Genomic DNA, 18,241 nt, shown 5'->3' on the forward strand with positions numbered 1-18,241 from the left:
ATTCAGTTCGCCAGTGTCTCGTTTCTTTCAATGACTCGAAGTGATTGAGAAACCATCGAAGTCGTTGAGACACTATCGAAGTTCAGAGTCCGACTGAACAAGATAACTTAGGCGGTTTGTTTGCGCTTCTCCTCTCGCGATGCGATTCACATCCGTCCACTCTCCGAACCTGACCTTCTTCCCCAAAGACGGCAACACCTGGAGGGTCGACTGGTATGGCGACGTATCGTTTCCAGACAGGCGTCAAAGCTACAAGCAGCCCTCCGTAACGGACCAACACATCAGGAACATACCCACGTGCCACGCCCGGCACAGGGATACGAACGGGCTGAACTTCGAACGAGTGGACGGATACGTCGAAGTCGAGCAGGAGTAGGTAGTCCTTCTCGAGCAAAGACTCGAACGCATCAATCTCGGTATTCCTACTACTTGAGTAGCCGCCCGTCACTACCAAGTGGTTCTTCGGGATTCTGCGAACCGGCATCCAGAACACCTCCAAGACAACAAGATCGTCGCATTAGCTTTCAGACTTTGTCGCACTCAATTATGAACAAAAATCTTAGAAACCCCTCGATTGTCGCTTGTGGATGTGATTCCTCTCAGTCAGCGTTCAACCCTGAGCCACCCGCTGCCGTTCAGTCTCGGTAGGGCCCGCACTTGAGTTCGGGGCTGGGAATCTCGTTGCAGTGATCAAAGGCCTCTGGCTTGAGCCCGCCGCCCAAGGTATGAAACGGCCCAAAGCATTCCTGACTCTCGCGGTACAGGCGCCACCAGGTGGCGCAATCGGTTGACTCCGTCAGCTGCTCCACGGGGCGCTTGACCACCGGCGGAGCTGGCGATTGGGGCGCAGCGCCCGATGGCGCTGCCGCCGCTGGCGGCTCAGGCAATGCGGGTGTGTGCGCCCGCTCGCGTGCCGAGCGCTCTGCGGCTTCGCGTTGCTGATCCGGGGTCAGCTCATACTGGCGGGTATCGACGCGGGTGGCACTGTCGCGGTACTTCTCAGGCACCGAATCCGACCAAAAGGTGCGGCCCTTGTCATCTACCCAGCGGTAGATATCGCCAGCCTGCAACCCCGCCTGGGTGCAGAGCAGCAGCGTCGCAAGACACATTCGATGAACCGCGAACATGCACGCCTCCTAAGTGAATCGGCGTCTGCGGGTCGCCAAGCGGGACATGCGGCCACGCGTTGCGCGTACATTCATGCCTGCGCCACGGGGTGCAGCTTCTCCCAAGCCGTGATCGCCTCGGCAGCGTACATCAGAGCCGGCCCGCCGCCCATGTAGACGCATACCGCCAGCATTTCCTCCAGCTCGGCCCGGGTGCACTGCAGGCGGTGCAGGGCCTTGATGTGAAAGCCGATGCAGCCTGAGCAACGCTGGGTGACACCGATGGCCAGCGCAATCAGCTCTTTCTGCTTGGCGCTGAGCACGCCATCGGTGATCGCCGCTTTCGCCAGCGCACCAAAGCCGGCCATGGCCTCGGGCTGAGATTTTCGAAACGGGGCCAGACTCTCGTTGATGTCCTGCATCAAACCACTGTGATCAAACGTTGCCATCGCATCCTGTCCTGCATGAAAAAAAATCGAAACACGCCCACTGCACGCACCACACACGGGGCCATGCCTTCATGAGCGCCAACTTGCTCGCCTTGGGCGCGATCATGCTTTGGGCCTCGCTCGCGGCGCTGGGTGTGGCACTGACGCATGTGCCGCCCCTGCTGTTGACCGGTTTGGCGCTGCTGATAGGCAGTCTGATCGCCTTGCCGCTGTCGCGCTTTGACTTCCGTCAGTGGCGCGTACCGCTGTCGACCTTGGCGGTGGGGGTGTACGGCCTGTTCGGCTTTCACTTTCTGCTCTTCATGGCGCTCCAGAACGCGCCGCCGGTTCAGGCCAACCTGGTGAACTACCTCTGGCCGCTGGGCATCGTGTTGATGGCGCCGCTGTTCCTGCCCGGCGTTTCATTGACCGCGCGCCACGTGCTGGCGGGGCTGCTGGGTTTTGCCGGCGCGGCGCTGGCCATCCTGGGTGGCCGCCCGATAGAGCCTGGCGCCTCGCTGTGGGCCTGGGGCTACATCCCGGCCTTGATGTCGGCCTTCATCTGGGCCAGCTATTCGCTCCTTACCAAACGCATGCGTGCGTTCCCGACTGCTGCCATCGGCACGTTTGCGCTGGTCTCCGGCGTGCTGGCCCTGCTGTGCCATGCCTGGCTGGAGCCCTCGATGGCGCTGACCGCAAAAGACCTGGCGCTGATCGTGCTGCTGGGCATTGGGCCGCTGGGCGGCTCCTTTTTCCTGTGGGATGCGGCGCTCAAGCGCGGCGACGCACGCCAGATCGGCGTGCTAAGTTTTCTCACACCCCTGCTGTCCACGCTGGTGCTGCTGGCAATGCGCGGCGAAGTCCCTAGCCTCTCGGTGGGACTGGCCGCCGCCATGATCGTGGGCGCAGCGGTCATCGCCACACGCGCTGCCTGAAGATCCGGCGTCGGGCCGCCGCAAATCGCAACAGCCTCCTCAGGGGCGGAAGTCCCCGGCTCACACCCTGCCTGTCCAGGGCGCGAAGGACCAGCAGTTCAATCCGACATCAAGGCAGCCGGGTCTTCGGCAGACAACACGCTTTGTGCCCAGGCGCCGAGCTTGCTGGTGTCGCAGCGCAGGATCTGCTGCTTGACCGCCAGGATCTGCGCTGGGTGCATGGAGAAACTGCGCAGGCCCAGACCAATCAGCAAGCGCGTCATGGCGACGTCGCCTGCCATTTCCCCGCACACGCTCACACCTTTGCCTTGCGCACGGCATTGCGCGATGGTGCTGGCCAACAGGTGCAGCACCGCAGGGTGCACCGGGTTGTACAGGTGGGCCACGGCCTCGTCGGCGCGATCAATCGCCAGCGTGTACTGAATCAGGTCGTTGGTGCCGATGGACAGAAAATCGAAATGCCGCAGAAACATCGGGATGGTGAGCGCGGCTGCCGGGATCTCGATCATGGCGCCCAGGCGCACCGGACCGTACTCGGTGGCGCTGGCGGTCAGCTGCTCACGTGCCCGGTCGATCAATGCCAGGGTCTGGCGAATTTCACTGGCGTGCGCCAGCATGGGGATCAGCAGGTGGATCGGGCCGAAGGCCGCGGCACGCAAGATGGCGCGCAGCTGCGCCAGAAACATGGCGGGTTCTGAAAGACTCCAGCGGATGGCGCGCAGACCCAGCGCCGGGTTGAGGTGGTCTTCGCCCGCGCGCGCCGCTGTGCGGTCCAGCGGTTTGTCAGCGCCGACATCCACCGTGCGGATCGTCACCGGCAGGCCTTGCATGCCCTCAACGGCGCGCCGGTAGGCTTGGAACTGCTCCTCTTCGTCGGGCAACTTGCCGCTGCGACCCATGAACAGGAACTCGGTGCGAAACAGGCCCACGCCGACAGCGCCCGCGTTGAGCGCAGCGGCCGTGTCCTGAGGCTGCTCGATGTTGGCCAGCAACTCGATGCGCTGGCCGTCGAGTGTCACGGCTGGCGTGTTCTTCAGCCGCGACAGTCGCTCCCGCTCCAGTTCGCCCAGACGCTGCTTGGCTCCGTATTCGGCCAGCAACACCGGCGAGGGGTCGATCACCACCACACCCTGATCGCCGTCGATGATGACCCAGTCATCCTGGATGATGAGATGGCTGGCCGTGCGCGCACCGACCACGGCGGGAATGTCCATGCTGCGCGCCACGATGGCGGTGTGGCTGGTCTTGCCACCGACATCGGTGACGAACCCAGCGAACACGCTTTGCTTGAACTGCAGCATGTCGGCCGGCGAGAGGTCGTGTGCGATCAAGACCAGAGGCACATCCACTGTGGGGTCGAGCAGCGCTTTGTCCTGCTTTTTGGCCGGACCCGATGGCGGCGCAGCCACTGGTGAGCCCGCGCCGCGCATCACCCGCAGCATGCGCTCGACCACCTGCTCCAGATCGGCCTTGCGCTCGCGCAGGTAAGGGTCTTCCATCTCATCGAACTGCCGCGCGATGACTTCCAGCTGCGTCGTGAGCGCCCACTCGGCGTTGTAATGCCGGTCCACGATCCAGGTCTTGACACCGCTGCGCAGCTGCTCGTCTTGCAGCAGCATGAGGTGCACGTCGAGCAGCGCGCTGAGTTCGGGGTGGGCATCGGCGGGATCGAGCTCGTGCAGGTTCTTCTGTACCTTGTGCACCTCCTCCACCACCGCCTTGCGCGCATCGCGCAGCCGCGTGATCTCGCCTTCGACCTGTTCCGGCTTCACAAAGTAGTGCGCCACGTCGATGCGGCTGGACGCCACGATCACTGCCCGCCCGATGGCAATGCCACGAGAGACAGCGAGGCCGTGTACCGTGAACGTCATGCGCAAACCACCGCACACCGCCGCTGGCACGGGTCGTTCATGCCCAGGAGGGGCGTTTCGCCTTGACGCGGCCCGGCGGCGAAACGGCCTTCCAGCGCGAGGCAGTGCCTGGGCAGCATCATTCGCCTTCCCCAAACTTGTCGTGGATCAGCGCCACGATGGCATCCATCGCCTGCTGTTCGTCGGCGCCACTGGTCTCGATCTCGACCTCGCTGCCGATGCCAGCGGCCAGCATCATCACGCCCATGATGCTCTTGGCATTGATGCGGCGCTCGCCGCGCGACATCCAGACCTCGCAGCTGTGATTGCCCGCGATCTTGGTGAGCTTGGCCGAAGCGCGCGCATGAAGACCCAGCTTATTGCTGATGGTCACGGTGGTCTTGATCATGGAGGGCTCGTTTGGCCTGGTTCTGAGGTGCGGTGATCGCCACCTGGATCACACCCTGGGTGCCGCCGATCATGGCGCGCGATACCAGGGCGTCAAGCGACTCGTGGCGGTAAGACACCGTGCGCAACAACATGGGCAGGTTGACGCCGGTGATGAGCTTGGCATTGCCGTCGTTCATCAGCTTTTGCGCCACGTTGCACGGCGTGGCGCCAAACACATCGGTGAGCACCAGTGTGTTGGGCAAAGCAGCCTGGCGCAGGATGGCACTGGCCTGGGCCAGCGTTTCTTCCGGCGGCATGTTGGGCTGCACATCCAGCGCCGTCACCGCCGCCGCACTGTCCGGGAACACATGCAGCACGCACTGGCGCAAGGCCGAGGCCAGAGGGGCGTGGGCGATGATGAAGATGCCATTCATGCCTGGAGTTTAGTCCTGCGCCCTGTGTGAAGGCTGACGGTAGCGCTGCAAGAAAGTGCCGTACGCCCACAAACAGCACAGACCAAACAGCCCCACCGAGCCACGAAAGCTCGCTTCCGTATCCCAGCCCAGCAGCCCAAAGCCATCCACTGCGAGCCCGATCGCCCACTGCACACAGAACACGCCGGCAAAAATCACCAAGTTGTAGGCCGAGAGCGCGCGACCGGCCGCCTGCGGCGGCAGTGCCTGCGCCACCGCCGGTTGCGACAGCGACACAAAGGTGCTGCTGACACAGAACAGCGCCCACATGCCCCAGCCTGCGAGCGGGCCGAGCAGCACGATCGCCAGCAAGACCAGCAGGCTGACCGGCAGCCCCCAGGCGATCAGTCGCTCGGGCATCAGGCCACGGTGCACCAGATGCGGGTTCACCAGCCCCCACAACCAGAAGGCGGTGAGCATGCAAAGATTGATCGCGAACAGGCCAAACGCCGATTGTTCCGCGCTGTAGCCCGCCACCCGCACCATCCAGGGGCCAGCCCACAGCGTCTGCACCGCCACCATGCCGCCGTAGTTGATGAAACCGATCGGCGCCATCTGGCGAAAGAACGGGTGACGCACGATCTGGCCGTAGCCAATGGCGGGCGCCGCGGCACCTGAAGCGCTCTCGCTTGGCCAGCCTGGCACCAGCTGCCAGAGCACCGCCATGGAGAGGATCAGCAGGAGCGCCAGCAACCAGAACAGGCCACGCCATCCGGTCAGCGGCAGCAGCCACTGCACCGGCAGGGTCGCGGCCACCATGCCCAGCGAGCCGGTCATCAGCATCCACGAGTTCACTCTGAGCAGCGTGGCCGGCGAGAGCCAGCGGCGAAAACCGGTGAGCGGCGCCATCAGGCAGGCACTCACGCCCATGCCGGTGAGCACGCGGGCGGCCAGCAGGCCGGAAAAACTGGTGGCCAGCGCAAACGCGGCACAGCCCAGCACCGCCAGCGTCAGAAAGCCCACAATCACGCGCCGCGGACCATAGCGGTCCAGCCAGTTGCCCAGCGGCAGCTGGGTGGTTGCGAAACCCAGGAAATAGCCACCCGCCAGCAGGCCCAGGTCGCTGGCGCTGAGGGTCAGCTCGGCGCTCAGCGTGGGTGCCAGGGTGGCGGTGACCGCGCGCACCAGGGCGGACAGGAAGTACGCCAGCGCAAACGCGAGAAACACCCAGACCGCTGTGCGAGGGCTCAGCCAGTCGGGGTTGGGCGCAACCCTGCCACCGGCGCTCATGGAGTCGGCAGCCTCAGGCCGCCGAAAAACGTGTCCAATGCTTCGGCGGGCAGGCGCTCGCCGTAGACCGCAGCCTGAAACACTTGCTGACCTTGAGCGAAATAGGCGGCGCGGATCTGCACCGCGGCTCCACTCGGGTCCTGCCCCTGAGCACTCACTCCCAGCACCTGCGCCGCGCCCGCCACCTTCACCGGCCACGCGGTGGAGGCCTCGTCATCAGGCGGCGAGCTCACGCGGATCGCCATCAGGCTGGCGCTGCGCCAAGCCAATGTGGCGGGTCGCAACTGGTCGGCATCAGGAACTTCGGCCCAGGCCAGCGCAAAACGCAGCCCGCCGGCTTCACAGCTGAGCAAGTGCAGTTCGGTGGGTGTGCCAAGCAGCGGCACGCTGCGCTGCGCCGCATCGGGCTTGCAGGGCATGAGGGCCTGAAGCGGCGTGCCTTCAACACGCGTTTCGCGCCAATTGAAGGTGGGGCTGCAGGCGGTCAAGCCCAGCGCACACAGCAACAGGGCAGCGCCGGCACGGTGAAAAGAAACCGGCACACAAAGCTCCAAAGGGATTCGAGATGATCGGGCGACAGGCGTCTAGCCAAGCGTCGCGCACAATCTCGATATGAACGCTCTGGATGGTATCCGCATACTTGACTTGTCGCGCGTGCTCGCCGGCCCCTGGTGCACCCAGACCCTTGCCGATCTGGGCGCCGACGTGGTGAAGGTGGAGCGGCCGCCCAGCCCCCACCACCCCGGTGGCGACGACACCCGCGGCTGGGGTCCACCGTTCCTGCGCGGGCGCGACGGAATCGACTCCGCCGAAGCCGCCTACTACCTGGGCGCCAATCGAAACAAGCGCTCCATCACCTGCGACATCGCCACGCCCGAGGGTCAGTCACTGATCCGCGAGCTGGCCCTGAAAGCCCATGTGTTCGTCGAGAACTACAAGGTAGGCGACATGGCCCGCTATGGTCTGGACTTCGCCAGTCTGCACGCCCTCAATCCCAAGCTGGTCTACTGCTCCATCACCGGCTTCGGCCAGACCGGGCCCTACAAGGACCGCGCAGGCTACGACTACGCCATCCAGGGCATGGGTGGCCTGATGAGCGTGACCGGCGAGCGCGATGACCTGCCCGGTGGCGGACCGCAAAAGGTGGGTGTGGCGGTGGCTGACCTGTTCACCGGCCTGTACGCCACCGTCGCGATTCAGGCCGCGCTGCGTCACGCCGAGCACACCGGCGAAGGCCAGCACATCGACATGGCGCTTCTGGACACCCAGGTGGCGATGCTGGCCAACCTCGGCGCCAACTACCTGGTGCGCGGCCGCGAAGAAGGCAAGGTACCCGGGCGCGCTGGCAACGCCCATGTGAATATCGTGCCTTATCAGGTGTTCGAGGTCGCGCCCGATGCCAGCGGCCACCCGCAGCACATCATCCTCGCGGTGGGCAACGACAGCCAGTTCGCCAAGTTCTGCGAGGTGGCAGGCCGCCCCGAGATCGCGGCCGATGAGCGTTTCGCACGCAACCAGAACCGGGTGCGCCACAGGGCCACGCTGGTGCCAATGCTTGAAGCCATTTTCAAGACCCGCAGCAAGGCCGACTGGCTGGCCGCACTGGAGGCGGCCAAGGTACCGGGCGGGCCGATCAACAACCTGGCCGAGGTATTTGCCGACCCTCACGTGCAGCAGCGCGGCATGGTGCAGCGCTGGCAACACCCGCTGGCCGATGCGGTCGATCTGGTCGCCAGCCCCCTCAAGCTCAGCGCCACCCCGGTGCGCAACGACTTGCCGCCACCGCTGCTGGGCGAACACACGGCGGCCGTGCTGAACGACTGGCTGGCCATGCCGGCTGAGCGCTTGTCTGATTTGAAGCGCCGCAGTATTGTCTGAACATACGAATACCAACATGGCCACCGCCACCGAATCCGCCCCCGGCCACCTGCCTACCCCAGCGTCTTTGCGTGGCGCGGCGCAGGCTGCTGCGGCGCGCGGCGAGCCGCTGGTGGTCATGACCACGCTGGTCGGCTGCCCCTATTGCGATCTGGTGCGCAACCACCATTTGCTGCCGATGCGGCGCGATGGCCTGGTGCACGCGGTCGAACTCGACATTCGCGACCGCCGCTCCAACCTCCAGAGCTTTACCGGCGAAAACACCACGCCAGCGGCGCAGGTGACGGCCTGGAAGGCGCGCTTTGCGCCTACGGTGCTGTTCTTTGGCCCCCAGGGTCAGGAATTGGCCGAGCGCCTGGTGGGCATGGCAGTACCGGATTTTTACGGCGAGTACCTGGACGCGCGACTCGGAGAAGCGCGCAGCAAGCTGAAGTAAATCGTTCGGATTTACAAGGCTTCGAGAATAAGCGCTTGCTTACTTCATCGCGCCAAACACCTTCTTGAGGATGGCACTGCCGGTTCCTACCGGATCTTGCCGAATCTTGCGCTCTTCTTCACCGATGATGGTGTAGAGCCCATCGAGCGACTTTCCAGTCACGTACTGCTGGATGTTGGCGTCTTCCTTTTTGACCAGACCCAAGTTGGCTACCTTTCCAGCGACGCGGTTGTATTTGTCAGCCAGACCCACTTTTTCCGTGGCCTTGGTCACCACCGGCAAGAATTTCTCGCCTAACGGCGCGCGCGTCTTCTCCGCAAAAAACTGCGTCACCGAGTTGTCGCCGCCCTTGAGGATGTTCTTGGCGTCGGTCACCGTCATGCTTTTGACGGCGCCCACCAGCAAGTCCTTGCCCATCGGTACCGCGGTTTCAGCCGCGCGGTTCATGCTGGTGACCAGTTCGTCAATGCGTTTGCCTTGGCCCGTCATCTTCAGCAGCTTGGATGCATCCTCCAGAAAGCCAGGCAGGGGGATGCGTACCTTGGGATTGCCGAGAAACCCATCTGGCTTGCCCAGCAGCGCCACCGCCGCCAGCGCGCCTTTTTCCAGCGCCGTTTTCAGGCCACGGCTGGCATCTTGGTCGGTCAGATCTGAAAGCGACAGGGCCAACGCCTGCTGATGGGCGGCGAGCACGAACAAGGCCGCTGCGCTGGTGAGGGATTGATTAAACTGGCGTCGTTGCATGGTGAACTCCTGGGCATTCGATGGGTCGGACAGATTTGCCCCCGCATCGCCCACTGTAGAGCCGACCCCGAGAAATCACAATGACACCCTCCGTTCTCCGCACTTCGCCCCCCCGGCGCGTGCTCTTTTCCACGCTGGCAGCACTGGGTGTCGCACTCTCGCTCACACTGACCGGGTGTGGCGCCCGGGAAGCCGCACCGGAGTCCACCTTTGTGCTCATCGATGGCAGCAAGGCCACGACCGCCGACCTGAAAGGCAAGGTCACATTGGTCAATTTCTGGGCAACGACCTGCGTGTCCTGCGTGAAAGAGATGCCGGCCCTTGTAGCGACGTACAAGAAGTACCAGCCTCAGGGGTTCGAGACCCTGGCGGTCGCCATGGAGTACGACCCACCAGCCTGGGTACTGAATTTTGCGCAAACGCGCCAGTTGCCGTTCAAGGTGGCGCTGGACAACACGGGCGAAATCGCCAAAGCATGGGGCGACGTGAAGCTCACGCCGACCACCTACCTGGTGGACAAACAGGGCCGCATCGTCAAACGCTATGTGGGTGAGCCCGACATGTCGGCGCTGCACAAGCTGATCGAAGAACTGCTCGCCCAAGCCTGACCCGGGACCTCGGCTACCGGGGGGCCAAAGGGATCAGGGCTAGAGGTTCGCACCAGCCAGCCCTTTCGATTGGTTCTCGGGCCACCGCGCGGGCGGCAATCCCTCACTCTTTGCGGTAAGCGTCGTGGCAGGCCTTGCAAGTCTGCCCCACAGCGCCAAAGGCGGCCTTGACGTTGTCGAGGTTGCCGGTCTTGGCAGCAGCGGAAAGCTTCACGACCTCGGCCTGCATCTTGTCGGCGCCGTCCTTGAACTTGGCCTGCTCGGTCCAGATCTCGGGCTTGGCGCGCGTCTCGCCCTTGTCGGTGCCTTCGCCAAAGCCGGCCCAGGGCAGTTTGCTCATGGTTTCCACGATGGCAGCATTCTCCGCCACCATCTTGGCGTCAAACGGCACGCGGCCGTTGGCCATGGCCCCGATTCGGCCAAAGTGCGTGCCCATCACGGAAAACGCGGCTTTGCGGTACTTGACCGCATCTTCCGGCTTCTGAAACTGGGCCAAAGCGGGGATGGACACGGCGGTAAAGGCGGTGGCAAAAGCAAGCGATGCGATCAGCTTCATAGGGACTCCTCAGAAGATTAACGGGTTGGGGCAGGCTCGGCGCGCTTCCAGTGACCTCTCAGTCACTTCCGCGGGAGTGTATTCCTACTGGGTGAGTTCCGCTGGCCACGCCACGCGAAAGACTGATACATTTTGTTCTATCCGCCGCCTGCCGCACTGAGCCATGCACACTGTCCGCGTCTGGGATCTGCCCACCCGCTTGTTCCATTGGGCGCTCGCTGCCTGCATCGTTGGGCTGGTCGTCACTGGCAACATCGGTGGCAACTGGATGAACTGGCACCTTCGCCTGGGCTACGCCGTGCTCACGTTGCTGCTGTTTCGCCTGGTCTGGGGCTTGGTCGGAGGTCGCTGGTCGCGCTTCAGCAGCTTTCTCTACTCGCCCGGGTCGCTGCTGCGCTATCTGCGGGGCCAGGGCGACATCAGCCACAGCGTGGGCCACAGCCCGCTGGGCGCTCTGTCGGTGTTTGCGTTGCTGGCAGTGCTGCTGCTGCAGGTGGGCACCGGCCTGGTCAGCGACGACGAAATTGCATTCAGTGGCCCGCTGGTGCGCTTCGTATCGGGCGACACCATTGCGTCCGCCACCGGGTACCACAAGAACATCGGCAAGTTCATCGTGATGGGGCTGGTGGTGCTGCACCTGCTGGCGATTCTGTTTTACAAGCTGGTTCAAAAGCAGAGCCTCGTGCGGCCCATGGTGGTGGGCGACAAGCAGCTGGGCGTGGCGGCTCCGGACGCTCGGGACAGTGCAGGTTCGCGGCTGCTGGCGCTGGTCGTGTTGGGTATTTGCGCCGGGATTGTTCGCTGGGTGGTGAACCTGGGCGCCTTTGCAGGCTATTAGGCACTTGTGTCGTTGCGCACCGCCCCGCCCCGGATCCAGCTGCTGCCCGCGCGCAATCCCGACGCGCTGGCTCAGGTGCGAAGCCTGTTCCTGGACTATCAAGCCAGCCTGACGGTCGATCTTTGCTTTCAGGGCTTTGCTGACGAACTGACTCGATTGCCTGGGGACTACGCCGAGCCAGAGGGAGATCTCCTGCTGGCGCTGGTGGATGGTGCACCGGCTGGTTGCGGTGCTTTTCGGGCCCTGCCGCACAGCGACCACCTCAACGCCTGCGAGATGAAGCGGCTGTTTGTTAGGCCTCCTTATCGGGGCATGGGACTGGGGCGCATGATGGTCGAGCACCTCATGGGTGGCGCGCGGCTGGCGGGGTACTCCACCATGTTGCTGGATACCCTGAGCGACATGGAGACGGCGCGCACTTTGTACCAGGAGCTGGGCTTCACCGAGGTGGCACCTTATTATCTCAACCCGATTCCCGGGGCCCACTACCTCAAGGCCGATCTCTGAACCCAGGTCCATCGCGACCGCAGCAGAAGTGAAAAAGCCGCTGTGCCCATGCGCAGCGGCTTGAGCTTTGGCCAAATGGCCGTGGAGCTTCAGGCGGCTTTCTGAGCCTGTGCCAGCAGCGTGGCGGCGTCGCTGACTTCGAACTTGCCGGGACCTTCGATGTTCAGCGTCTTGACCACGCCGTCCTGAACCAGCATCGAATAGCGGTTGCTGCGCAGGCCCATGCCGCGGGCGGTGAGGTCCAGAGTCAGACCGGTGGCCTGGGCAAAATCGGCGCTGCCGTCGGCCAGCATGCGCACCTTGCTCCCGGTTTTCTGGTCACGCGCCCAGGCACCCATCACAAACGCGTCGTTCACGCTCAGGCACCAAATCTCGTCCACACCGGCCGCCTTGAAGGCTTCGGCGTGCTCCACAAAACCGGGGACATGCTTGGCCGAGCAGGTCGGGGTGAACGCACCGGGCAGGGCAAAAATGGCGACCGTCTTGCCGGCACTGGCTTTTTGCGTATCGACCGGGTTGGGGCCGATGCTGCAACCGTTGCCCTCGACTTCGCTGTACTCCATCAGGGTGGTTGCCGGAATTTTGTCGCCGATCTGGATCATGGTTCTTGCTCCTCGCGTGAGTTGGCCCGCAGGCCTTGGATGGGCCCCGGCATCACCGGGGAAGAAAAAACAAAAAGCGACCGAATTGTCGGTCGCTTTTTGTTGTCGCGCAGAATAACGCGCTCATAGAACTCAGGCCAGTGCGGCCTTTGATGGCATCAGACCAGCGCAGCCTTTTGCACCAGGCGCGTGGCGACCCAGTTCTTGGTCTTGGAGAGCGGTCGGCTTTCGGTGATCTCGATCACGTCGCCCGTCTTGTACTCGCCCTTTTCGTCATGGGCGTGGTACTTGCTGGACTTGGCCACGATCTTGTCGTAGAGCTCGTGCTTGACACGGCGCTCGACCAACACGGTCACGGTCTTGGCGCGCTTGTCGCTGACGACCTTGCCGACCAGGGTGCGCTTGAGGGATGTTTTGGCTTCCGTCATGGGGTCGCTCCTTATTTGGCCGCAGCCGCAGCGCGCTGCTTCTCGGCCAAGATGGTCTTGGCGCGGGCAATGGCGCGACGGGTGTCACCCAGCGTGGCGTTGTTGTTGAGTTGTTGCGTGGCTTTTTGCATGCGCAGGCCAAAGTGGGCCTTTTGCAGCGACTTCACTTCGGCTTCGAGACCAGCCACATCCTTCTGGCGCAATTCAGCAGTTTTCATCTTGTGTTCTCCTGAATCACTGACCCAGCATGCGCGTCACGAACGTGGTGCGCAGGGGAAGTTTGGCGGCGGCCAGGGTGAACGCCTCGCGAGCGAGCTGTTCAGGCACGCCTACGATTTCGTACAGCACTTTGCCGGGCTGAATTTCAGCCACGTAGTACTCGACCGAGCCTTTGCCGTTGCCCATGCGGACCTCGGCAGGCTTGTTGGAGATCGGCTTGTCGGGGAACACGCGGATCCAGATGCGGCCGCCGCGCTTGACGTGACGGGAGATCGCACGGCGTGCGGCCTCGATCTGGCGCGCGGTCAGACGACCGCGATCGGTGGACTTGAGACCGAAGTCGCCAAAGGCCACGGTGGCGCCACTGGTGGCGACTCCCGTGTTGCGGCCTTTTTGCTCCTTGCGGTACTTGCGGCGTGCAGGTTGCAGCATGTTTATTCTCCTTTGCCGTCCGCAGGTGCCCCTGCGGGTGCGTCTTTGCGAACGCGCTTAACGGCGGGTTTGGGTTCGGTCGCTGCAGCAGTGGCTTCGGCAGGCTTGTCGCTGCCATCGGCCGGTGCGGCATTGGCGCCAGGGCGTCGCACAGCGGCGCGCGCAGGCGGGCCAGCGGGACGCTCACGGCGCGGACCGCGGGGGCGGCGCTCTTCTTCTGGACGCGGCGTCTCGGCGACGGGCGCATCGTTGCGGCCCAGCGTGTCGCCTTTGTAGACCCAGACCTTGACGCCGATTACGCCGTAGGTGGTCTTGGCTTCGGACGTGCCGTAGTCGATGTCGGCGCGCAGGGTGTGAAGCGGCACGCGACCTTCGCGGTACCACTCACAACGGGCGATCTCGATACCGTTCAGGCGACCCGACGACATGATCTTGATGCCCTGTGCACCCAAGCGCATGGCGTTCTGCATCGCGCGCTTCATCGCGCGGCGGAACATGATGCGCTTTTCAAGCTGCTGCGTGATGCTGTCCGCGATCAGCTTGGCATCAATTTCGGGCTTGCGCACTTCTTCGATGTTGACCGCGACCGGCACGCCAAGCTTGGTGGCCAGCTCGCGCTTGAGGCGCTCGATGTCCTCGCCCTTCTTGCCGATCACCACGCCCGGACGTGCCGAGTAGATGGTGATGCGAGCGTTCTTGGCGGGGCGCTCGATCACGACGCGCGACACGGCAGCGTTCTTCAGCTTGCCTTTGAGGTACTCACGCACCTTGATGTCTTCGGCGAGCATGCCGGCGAAATCGCGATTGCTGGCGTACCAGCGGCTGGCCCAATTGCGCGAAATGGCAAGGCGGAACCCGGTAGGGTTGATTTTTTGTCCCATAGTCCTAGCCTTCTTCAGTTGCCAACCGTCACATAGATGTGACAAGTGGGTTTGCTGATGCGGTTACCGCGGCCTTTGGCGCGGGCGGCGAATCGCTTCAGCGTGGTGCCTTGTTCGACGTAGATGGTCTTGACCTTCAGCTCGTCGATGTCGGCGCCATCGTTGTGCTCAGCGTTGGCAATGGCCGACTCCAGGCACTTCTTGACTATGCCGGCAGCTTTCTTCTGGGTGAACGCCAGGATGTTGAGCGCCTGGTCGACCTTCTTGCCGCGAATCAGGTCGGCCACGAGGCGGCCCTTGTCGACCGACAGGCGCACGCCACGGACGACCGCACGGGTTTCTGTACTCATGGTGGGTCCTTACTTCTTCGCTTTTTTGTCGGCCGGGTGGCCTTTGAACGTGCGCGTCAGCGAAAACTCGCCGAGCTTGTGTCCCACCATCTGGTCGGTGATGTAGACAGGCACGTGCTGCTTGCCGTTGTGCACGGCGATCGTCAGTCCGATGAATTCGGGCAGGATCATGGAGCGGCGCGACCAAGTCTTGACCGGCTTCTTGTCCTTGTTGGCCTGCGCCTTCTCCACCTTGGCCATCAGGTGATGGTCAATGAAAGGGCCTTTTTTGAGGGAACGAGTCATGTTGTCAACCCTTTACTTCTTGCGACGCGAGACGATCATCGACTGCGTGCGGCGGTTGTTGCGGGTCCGATAGCCCTTGGTCAGGTTGCCCCACGGATCCACCGGAGCGCGGCCTTCGCCGGTCTTGCCTTCACCACCACCGTGCGGGTGATCGATCGGGTTCATCGCGGTACCGCGAACGGTCGGGCGAATGCCCATGTGACGCTTCACACCGGCCTTGCCGAGCTGGCGCAGGCTGTGTTCCTGGTTGGACACTTCACCAATGGTGGCACGGCAGTCGACGTGGACCTTGCGCACTTCGCCCGAGCGCATGCGCACTTGGGCATAGATGCCTTCACGTGCCAGCAACACAGCGGAGGCGCCAGCGGAGCGGGCGATTTGCGCGCCTTTGCCGACCTGCAACTCGATGCAGTGGATGGTCGAGCCAACCGGGATGTTGCGGATCGGCAGGGTGTTGCCGATGCGGATCGGGGACTCCGAACCCGACAACAGCGTGGCGCCCACTTCCACATTGCGCGGTGCGATGATGTAGCGGCGCTCGCCATCGGCGTAGCAAAGCAGCGCGATGTGCGCGGTGCGGTTCGGGTCGTACTCGATGCGCTCAACCTTGGCCGGGATGTTGTCCTTGGTGCGACGGAAGTCGACCACGCGGTAGTGGTGCTTGTGACCACCGCCCTTGTGGCGGGTGGTGATGTGGCCGTTGTTGTTGCGGCCGGCTTTCTGGAATTGCGGCTCCAGCAGCGGCGCATACCCTTCACCTTTGTGCAGGTGATCGCGCGTGACTTTCACCATGCCGCGACGGCCTGGTGAAGTGGGTTTCATCTTGATGACTGCCATGATTACGCCTCCCCGCCAAAGTTCAGTTCCTGACCGGGCATCAGCGTCACGTACGCTTTGCGCACGTGGTCGCGGCGACCCATGGTCTTGCCAAAGCGCTTAGCCTTGCCCTTCTGGTTGAGCACGGAAACGCCTTTGACCTGGACCTTGAACATCAGCTCCACTGCAGCCTTGATCTCGGGCTTGGACGCATCGCGCAGCACCTTGAACAGCACCGCGTTGCTTTGCTCGGCAGCCTGGGTGGCCTTCTCGGACACGATCGGTGCCACGAGGACCTGCATCAGGCGACCTTCGTCGTATTTTGTGACGCTCATGCGAACATCTCCTTCAACTGGTCGATGGCCGCCTTGGTGACGATCACCTTCTTGTAGTGCACCAGCGACAGCGGATCGGCGTAACGCGGCTCGACCACCAGCACGTTGGGCAGGTTGCGCGAAGCCAGGTACAGGTTCTCGTCCACTTCCTCGGCGATCACCAGCACCGACTGCAGGTTCATGGCCTTGAACTTGTCGGCCAACTGCTTGGTCTTGGGCGAGTCGACTTTGATCGAATCGACCACGGCCAAGCGGCCTTCACGCACCAGCTGCGAGAAGATCGACGCCATGCCGGCACGGTACATCTTCTTGTTGATCTTCTGGGTGAAGTTTTCGTCCGGGCTGTTGGGGAAGGCGCGACCGCCTCCGCGCCAGATTGGGGAAGACGTCATACCGGCGCGGGCGCGGCCCGTGCCTTTTTGCTTGAACGGCTTCTTGGTCGAGTGCTTGACCATCTGACGGTCTTTTTGAGCACGCGTACCCTGGCGCGCATTGGCCTGGTAGGCCACCACCAGCTGGTGGATCAGCGCTTCGTTGTAGTCGCGACCAAACACGGTCTCCGGCACGTCAACGTTGGACGCTGCCTGACCTTGGTCGTTCAGGAGTTCAACTTGCATCAGTTTGCTCCCTGAGTGGCTGCATCGGCAGCCTTGGCCTTGACGGCGGGACGCACGGTCAGGAAACCGCCGTTGGCGCCCGGCACCGCACCGCGGATCATCAGCAGCTGACGGGCTTCGTCGATGCGGAAGACGTCGAGGTTCTGGATGGTCTTGGTCTGATCACCCATGTGGCCGGTCATTTTCTTGCCCGGAAACACGCGACCCGGATCCTGGGCCATGGAGATCGAGCCCGGCACGTTGTGCGAACGGCTGTTGCCGTGCGAGGCGCGCTGAGACTTGAAGTTGTGGCGCTTGATGGTACCGGCGAAGCCTTTACCGATCGAGGTACCTTGAACGTCCACCTTCTGACCAGCTGCGAACACCGCAGTGGCAGCCACCATCGCACCGGGCTGGTACTGGGCAGCAACGTCAGAAGCGACGCGAAATTCCTGGATGATCTCACCCGCTTCAACACCGGCCTTGGCCAGGTGGCCCGCTTGGGGCTTGGTGACGCGGGAAGCGCGACGGGCACCGAAGGTAACCTGAAGCGCGTCATAGCCATCGTTGGCTTGAGTTTTGACTTGCGTCACGCGGTTGTTGGACACGTCGACGACCGTGACAGGGACAGCGTCCCCATCTTCGGTGAACAGGCGCATCATGCCAACCTTGCGACCCAACAACCCGAGGGAGTTGCTAAGACTCATTGTTTTCTCCGTTCCCGACTTCAATTGGCCGGGGCTGATGGTGCAGCGCTTCTCCCTGGACAAGCCCAGGCATGTGCGCCGCGTTTAGGGGTACGGACACCGCTTTCGCAGGCCGCATCGGCAATGCCGAATCTCCTGATCGAGACCAGGAAAGCCCGCCAGTATAACCAGCGAGCGAACTTTCTGCAAGCACCTCGCCCGTTCAGGCGAGGCACCTGGGCCACAGCAATTTACTGAAGCTTGATTTCCACGTCCACGCCTGCAGGCAGGTCGAGCTTCATCAGGGCGTCAACCGTCTTGTCGGTCGGGTCCACGATGTCCATCAGACGCTGGTGCGTGCGGATTTCGAGCTGGTCGCGGCTGGTCTTGTTGACGTGCGGCGAACGCAGGATGTCGAAACGCTTCATGCGCGTCGGCAGGGGCACCGGGCCCTTGACGATGGCGCCAGTGCGCTTGGCGGTCTCGACAATTTCGGCAGCCGAGGTGTCGATCAGTTTGTAGTCAAACGCCTTGAGGCGGATGCGGATCTTTTGCTTGGAAGACATGGGGTTTCTCCTTACGCAATGATCTTGGCCACGACGCCGGCGCCGACGGTGCGACCGCCTTCGCGG

Annotated in this window: 27 protein-coding genes; 6 read left to right on the plus strand and 21 right to left on the minus strand. The window is 63.1% G+C overall.

The genetic code is table 11. The features are described from left to right. Window positions 1-635: 635 nt before the first annotated feature. Window positions 636-1,127: a DUF4124 domain-containing protein gene (locus QUV25_RS17110; RefSeq protein ID WP_300865713.1), complete on the minus strand. Its 492-nt coding sequence runs from the start codon at window positions 1,125-1,127 to the stop codon at window positions 636-638. A 71-nt stretch (window positions 1,128-1,198) separates the two neighbouring features. Then, window positions 1,199-1,555, minus strand: coding sequence for a carboxymuconolactone decarboxylase family protein (locus QUV25_RS17115; RefSeq protein ID WP_300865715.1), 357 nt, complete (start codon window positions 1,553-1,555; stop codon window positions 1,199-1,201). 71 nt (window positions 1,556-1,626) lie between these two features. Here QUV25_RS17115 and QUV25_RS17120 point away from each other — a divergent pair, with 71 nt between their 5' ends. Further along, window positions 1,627-2,469, plus strand: a complete 843-nt coding sequence (locus tag QUV25_RS17120; RefSeq protein WP_300865716.1) for a DMT family transporter — start codon at window positions 1,627-1,629, stop codon at window positions 2,467-2,469. A 98-nt stretch (window positions 2,470-2,567) separates the two neighbouring features. Here QUV25_RS17120 and ptsP read toward each other — a convergent pair whose 3' ends face one another. From ptsP to QUV25_RS17145, 5 genes are all read right to left on the minus strand, one after another. Beyond that, a complete protein-coding gene (ptsP, locus tag QUV25_RS17125) occupies window positions 2,568-4,340 on the minus strand; it encodes a phosphoenolpyruvate--protein phosphotransferase (protein WP_300865718.1) in 1,773 nt (590 codons plus the stop codon). A gap of 118 nt (window positions 4,341-4,458) precedes the next feature. Beyond that, entirely contained in the window at window positions 4,459-4,728 is a 270-nt protein-coding gene (locus QUV25_RS17130) for an HPr family phosphocarrier protein (protein ID WP_300865720.1), read from the minus strand. Further along, a complete protein-coding gene (locus QUV25_RS17135) occupies window positions 4,697-5,143 on the minus strand; it encodes a PTS fructose transporter subunit IIA (RefSeq protein ID WP_300865721.1) in 447 nt (148 codons plus the stop codon). The genes QUV25_RS17130 and QUV25_RS17135 overlap by 32 nt, the downstream gene beginning before the upstream one ends. 9 nt (window positions 5,144-5,152) lie before the next feature. Beyond that, a complete protein-coding gene (locus QUV25_RS17140) occupies window positions 5,153-6,412 on the minus strand; it encodes an MFS transporter (protein ID WP_300865723.1) in 1,260 nt (419 codons plus the stop codon). Next, complete coding sequence (locus QUV25_RS17145) at window positions 6,409-6,954, minus strand: hypothetical protein (RefSeq protein ID WP_300865725.1); 546 nt, start codon at window positions 6,952-6,954, stop codon at window positions 6,409-6,411. Before QUV25_RS17145 ends, QUV25_RS17140 begins: the two co-directional genes overlap by 4 nt. Window positions 6,955-7,024: 70 nt before the next feature. Between QUV25_RS17145 and QUV25_RS17150 the strand changes: the two genes are divergently transcribed. Both QUV25_RS17150 and QUV25_RS17155 read left to right on the plus strand, forming a co-directional pair. Beyond that, window positions 7,025-8,290, plus strand: coding sequence for a CaiB/BaiF CoA-transferase family protein (locus tag QUV25_RS17150; protein WP_300865726.1), 1,266 nt, complete (start codon window positions 7,025-7,027; stop codon window positions 8,288-8,290). A gap of 16 nt (window positions 8,291-8,306) precedes the next feature. Further along, the gene (locus QUV25_RS17155) at window positions 8,307-8,726 is read left to right on the plus strand and encodes a hypothetical protein (RefSeq protein WP_300865727.1); all 420 of its coding nucleotides are present in this window, start codon (window positions 8,307-8,309) and stop codon (window positions 8,724-8,726) included. Window positions 8,727-8,765: 39 nt separating this feature from the next. Here the strand turns inward: QUV25_RS17155 and QUV25_RS17160 are convergent, their stop codons facing one another. Continuing rightward, window positions 8,766-9,470, minus strand: a complete 705-nt coding sequence (locus QUV25_RS17160; RefSeq protein ID WP_300865728.1) for a DUF4197 domain-containing protein — start codon at window positions 9,468-9,470, stop codon at window positions 8,766-8,768. Between the two features lie 80 nt (window positions 9,471-9,550). Here QUV25_RS17160 and QUV25_RS17165 point away from each other — a divergent pair, with 80 nt between their 5' ends. After that, on the plus strand, window positions 9,551-10,078 hold the full coding sequence (locus QUV25_RS17165) for a TlpA disulfide reductase family protein (protein WP_300865729.1): 528 nt from the start codon (window positions 9,551-9,553) through the stop codon (window positions 10,076-10,078). 103 nt (window positions 10,079-10,181) lie between these two features. On the opposite strand, the gene QUV25_RS17170 is transcribed toward QUV25_RS17165, so the two are convergent. Then, on the minus strand, window positions 10,182-10,634 hold the full coding sequence (locus QUV25_RS17170; RefSeq protein ID WP_300865731.1) for a cytochrome c: 453 nt from the start codon (window positions 10,632-10,634) through the stop codon (window positions 10,182-10,184). Between the two features lie 163 nt (window positions 10,635-10,797). On the opposite strand from QUV25_RS17170, the gene QUV25_RS17175 reads away from it, so the two are divergent. Together QUV25_RS17175 and QUV25_RS17180 are read left to right on the plus strand one after the other, a co-directional pair. Further along, entirely contained in the window at window positions 10,798-11,472 is a 675-nt protein-coding gene (locus tag QUV25_RS17175) for a cytochrome b/b6 domain-containing protein (protein WP_300865733.1), read from the plus strand. Between the two features lie 12 nt (window positions 11,473-11,484). Further along, the gene (locus QUV25_RS17180; RefSeq protein WP_300865734.1) at window positions 11,485-11,979 is read left to right on the plus strand and encodes a GNAT family N-acetyltransferase; all 495 of its coding nucleotides are present in this window, start codon (window positions 11,485-11,487) and stop codon (window positions 11,977-11,979) included. A gap of 89 nt (window positions 11,980-12,068) precedes the next feature. On the opposite strand, the gene QUV25_RS17185 is transcribed toward QUV25_RS17180, so the two are convergent. The 12 genes from QUV25_RS17185 to rpsJ all read right to left on the minus strand — a co-directional run bounded on the left by QUV25_RS17185 (window position 12,069) and on the right by rpsJ (window position 18,175). Further along, window positions 12,069-12,581 carry a peroxiredoxin gene (locus QUV25_RS17185; protein ID WP_300865735.1) on the minus strand — a complete coding sequence of 171 codons (513 nt, stop codon included), beginning with the start codon at window positions 12,579-12,581 and terminating at the stop codon, window positions 12,069-12,071. A gap of 158 nt (window positions 12,582-12,739) precedes the next feature. Further along, on the minus strand, window positions 12,740-13,009 hold the full coding sequence (gene rpsQ / locus QUV25_RS17190; protein WP_066272358.1) for a 30S ribosomal protein S17: 270 nt from the start codon (window positions 13,007-13,009) through the stop codon (window positions 12,740-12,742). A gap of 11 nt (window positions 13,010-13,020) precedes the next feature. Next, window positions 13,021-13,227, minus strand: coding sequence for a 50S ribosomal protein L29 (gene rpmC, locus QUV25_RS17195; protein WP_159589033.1), 207 nt, complete (start codon window positions 13,225-13,227; stop codon window positions 13,021-13,023). Window positions 13,228-13,243: 16 nt separating this feature from the next. Next, window positions 13,244-13,660 carry a 50S ribosomal protein L16 gene (gene rplP / locus QUV25_RS17200; RefSeq protein WP_300865739.1) on the minus strand — a complete coding sequence of 139 codons (417 nt, stop codon included), beginning with the start codon at window positions 13,658-13,660 and terminating at the stop codon, window positions 13,244-13,246. 2 nt (window positions 13,661-13,662) lie between these two features. Next, window positions 13,663-14,541, minus strand: a complete 879-nt coding sequence (gene rpsC, locus QUV25_RS17205) for a 30S ribosomal protein S3 (RefSeq protein WP_291010089.1) — start codon at window positions 14,539-14,541, stop codon at window positions 13,663-13,665. A 14-nt stretch (window positions 14,542-14,555) separates the two neighbouring features. Then, a complete protein-coding gene (gene rplV, locus QUV25_RS17210; RefSeq protein ID WP_291010090.1) occupies window positions 14,556-14,891 on the minus strand; it encodes a 50S ribosomal protein L22 in 336 nt (111 codons plus the stop codon). A 9-nt stretch (window positions 14,892-14,900) separates the two neighbouring features. Next, window positions 14,901-15,176, minus strand: coding sequence for a 30S ribosomal protein S19 (gene rpsS, locus QUV25_RS17215; RefSeq protein ID WP_291010091.1), 276 nt, complete (start codon window positions 15,174-15,176; stop codon window positions 14,901-14,903). A 12-nt stretch (window positions 15,177-15,188) separates the two neighbouring features. Beyond that, window positions 15,189-16,013 (minus strand): 50S ribosomal protein L2, encoded by an 825-nt coding sequence (gene rplB, locus QUV25_RS17220; RefSeq protein WP_300865741.1) that lies wholly within the window; start codon window positions 16,011-16,013, stop codon window positions 15,189-15,191. Between the two features lie 2 nt (window positions 16,014-16,015). Then, entirely contained in the window at window positions 16,016-16,327 is a 312-nt protein-coding gene (rplW, locus tag QUV25_RS17225; protein ID WP_291010093.1) for a 50S ribosomal protein L23, read from the minus strand. Then, entirely contained in the window at window positions 16,324-16,944 is a 621-nt protein-coding gene (gene rplD, locus QUV25_RS17230) for a 50S ribosomal protein L4 (RefSeq protein WP_291010094.1), read from the minus strand. Before rplD ends, rplW begins: the two co-directional genes overlap by 4 nt. After that, the gene (gene rplC / locus QUV25_RS17235) at window positions 16,944-17,630 is read right to left on the minus strand and encodes a 50S ribosomal protein L3 (RefSeq protein ID WP_300865743.1); all 687 of its coding nucleotides are present in this window, start codon (window positions 17,628-17,630) and stop codon (window positions 16,944-16,946) included. Before rplC ends, rplD begins: the two co-directional genes overlap by 1 nt. Window positions 17,631-17,860: 230 nt before the next feature. Next, window positions 17,861-18,175: a 30S ribosomal protein S10 gene (gene rpsJ / locus QUV25_RS17240; protein ID WP_291010095.1), complete on the minus strand. Its 315-nt coding sequence runs from the start codon at window positions 18,173-18,175 to the stop codon at window positions 17,861-17,863. Window positions 18,176-18,241: the final 66 nt, after the last annotated feature.

The organism is Hydrogenophaga sp. (genome assembly GCF_030373245.1).
GTDB lineage: Bacteria > Pseudomonadota > Gammaproteobacteria > Burkholderiales > Burkholderiaceae_C > Hydrogenophaga.

What these genes read in the sequence shown, in the direction of transcription:
- rpsJ (WP_291010095.1), bottom strand. Translation starts at nt 18,175, where the DNA reads ATGTCTTCCAAGCAAAAGATCCGCATCCGCCTCAAGGCGTTTGACTAC.
- QUV25_RS17160 (WP_300865728.1), bottom strand. Translation starts at nt 9,470, where the DNA reads ATGCAACGACGCCAGTTTAATCAATCCCTCACCAGCGCAGCGGCCTTG.
- ptsP (WP_300865718.1), bottom strand. Translation starts at nt 4,340, where the DNA reads ATGACGTTCACGGTACACGGCCTCGCTGTCTCTCGTGGCATTGCCATC.
- rplW (WP_291010093.1), bottom strand. Translation starts at nt 16,327, where the DNA reads ATGAGCGTCACAAAATACGACGAAGGTCGCCTGATGCAGGTCCTCGTG.
- QUV25_RS17150 (WP_300865726.1), top strand. Translation starts at nt 7,025, where the DNA reads ATGAACGCTCTGGATGGTATCCGCATACTTGACTTGTCGCGCGTGCTC.
- QUV25_RS17135 (WP_300865721.1), bottom strand. Translation starts at nt 5,143, where the DNA reads ATGAATGGCATCTTCATCATCGCCCACGCCCCTCTGGCCTCGGCCTTG.
- rpsS (WP_291010091.1), bottom strand. Translation starts at nt 15,176, where the DNA reads ATGACTCGTTCCCTCAAAAAAGGCCCTTTCATTGACCATCACCTGATG.
- rplC (WP_300865743.1), bottom strand. Translation starts at nt 17,630, where the DNA reads ATGAGTCTTAGCAACTCCCTCGGGTTGTTGGGTCGCAAGGTTGGCATG.
- QUV25_RS17120 (WP_300865716.1), top strand. Translation starts at nt 1,627, where the DNA reads ATGAGCGCCAACTTGCTCGCCTTGGGCGCGATCATGCTTTGGGCCTCG.
- rplB (WP_300865741.1), bottom strand. Translation starts at nt 16,013, where the DNA reads ATGGCAGTCATCAAGATGAAACCCACTTCACCAGGCCGTCGCGGCATG.
- rplV (WP_291010090.1), bottom strand. Translation starts at nt 14,891, where the DNA reads ATGAGTACAGAAACCCGTGCGGTCGTCCGTGGCGTGCGCCTGTCGGTC.
- QUV25_RS17130 (WP_300865720.1), bottom strand. Translation starts at nt 4,728, where the DNA reads ATGATCAAGACCACCGTGACCATCAGCAATAAGCTGGGTCTTCATGCG.
- rplP (WP_300865739.1), bottom strand. Translation starts at nt 13,660, where the DNA reads ATGCTGCAACCTGCACGCCGCAAGTACCGCAAGGAGCAAAAAGGCCGC.
- QUV25_RS17175 (WP_300865733.1), top strand. Translation starts at nt 10,798, where the DNA reads ATGCACACTGTCCGCGTCTGGGATCTGCCCACCCGCTTGTTCCATTGG.
- QUV25_RS17185 (WP_300865735.1), bottom strand. Translation starts at nt 12,581, where the DNA reads ATGATCCAGATCGGCGACAAAATTCCGGCAACCACCCTGATGGAGTAC.
- QUV25_RS17140 (WP_300865723.1), bottom strand. Translation starts at nt 6,412, where the DNA reads ATGAGCGCCGGTGGCAGGGTTGCGCCCAACCCCGACTGGCTGAGCCCT.
- rpsC (WP_291010089.1), bottom strand. Translation starts at nt 14,541, where the DNA reads ATGGGACAAAAAATCAACCCTACCGGGTTCCGCCTTGCCATTTCGCGC.
- QUV25_RS17115 (WP_300865715.1), bottom strand. Translation starts at nt 1,555, where the DNA reads ATGGCAACGTTTGATCACAGTGGTTTGATGCAGGACATCAACGAGAGT.
- QUV25_RS17110 (WP_300865713.1), bottom strand. Translation starts at nt 1,127, where the DNA reads ATGTTCGCGGTTCATCGAATGTGTCTTGCGACGCTGCTGCTCTGCACC.
- rpmC (WP_159589033.1), bottom strand. Translation starts at nt 13,227, where the DNA reads ATGAAAACTGCTGAATTGCGCCAGAAGGATGTGGCTGGTCTCGAAGCC.
- rpsQ (WP_066272358.1), bottom strand. Translation starts at nt 13,009, where the DNA reads ATGACGGAAGCCAAAACATCCCTCAAGCGCACCCTGGTCGGCAAGGTC.
- QUV25_RS17170 (WP_300865731.1), bottom strand. Translation starts at nt 10,634, where the DNA reads ATGAAGCTGATCGCATCGCTTGCTTTTGCCACCGCCTTTACCGCCGTG.
- QUV25_RS17165 (WP_300865729.1), top strand. Translation starts at nt 9,551, where the DNA reads ATGACACCCTCCGTTCTCCGCACTTCGCCCCCCCGGCGCGTGCTCTTT.
- rplD (WP_291010094.1), bottom strand. Translation starts at nt 16,944, where the DNA reads ATGCAAGTTGAACTCCTGAACGACCAAGGTCAGGCAGCGTCCAACGTT.
- QUV25_RS17155 (WP_300865727.1), top strand. Translation starts at nt 8,307, where the DNA reads ATGGCCACCGCCACCGAATCCGCCCCCGGCCACCTGCCTACCCCAGCG.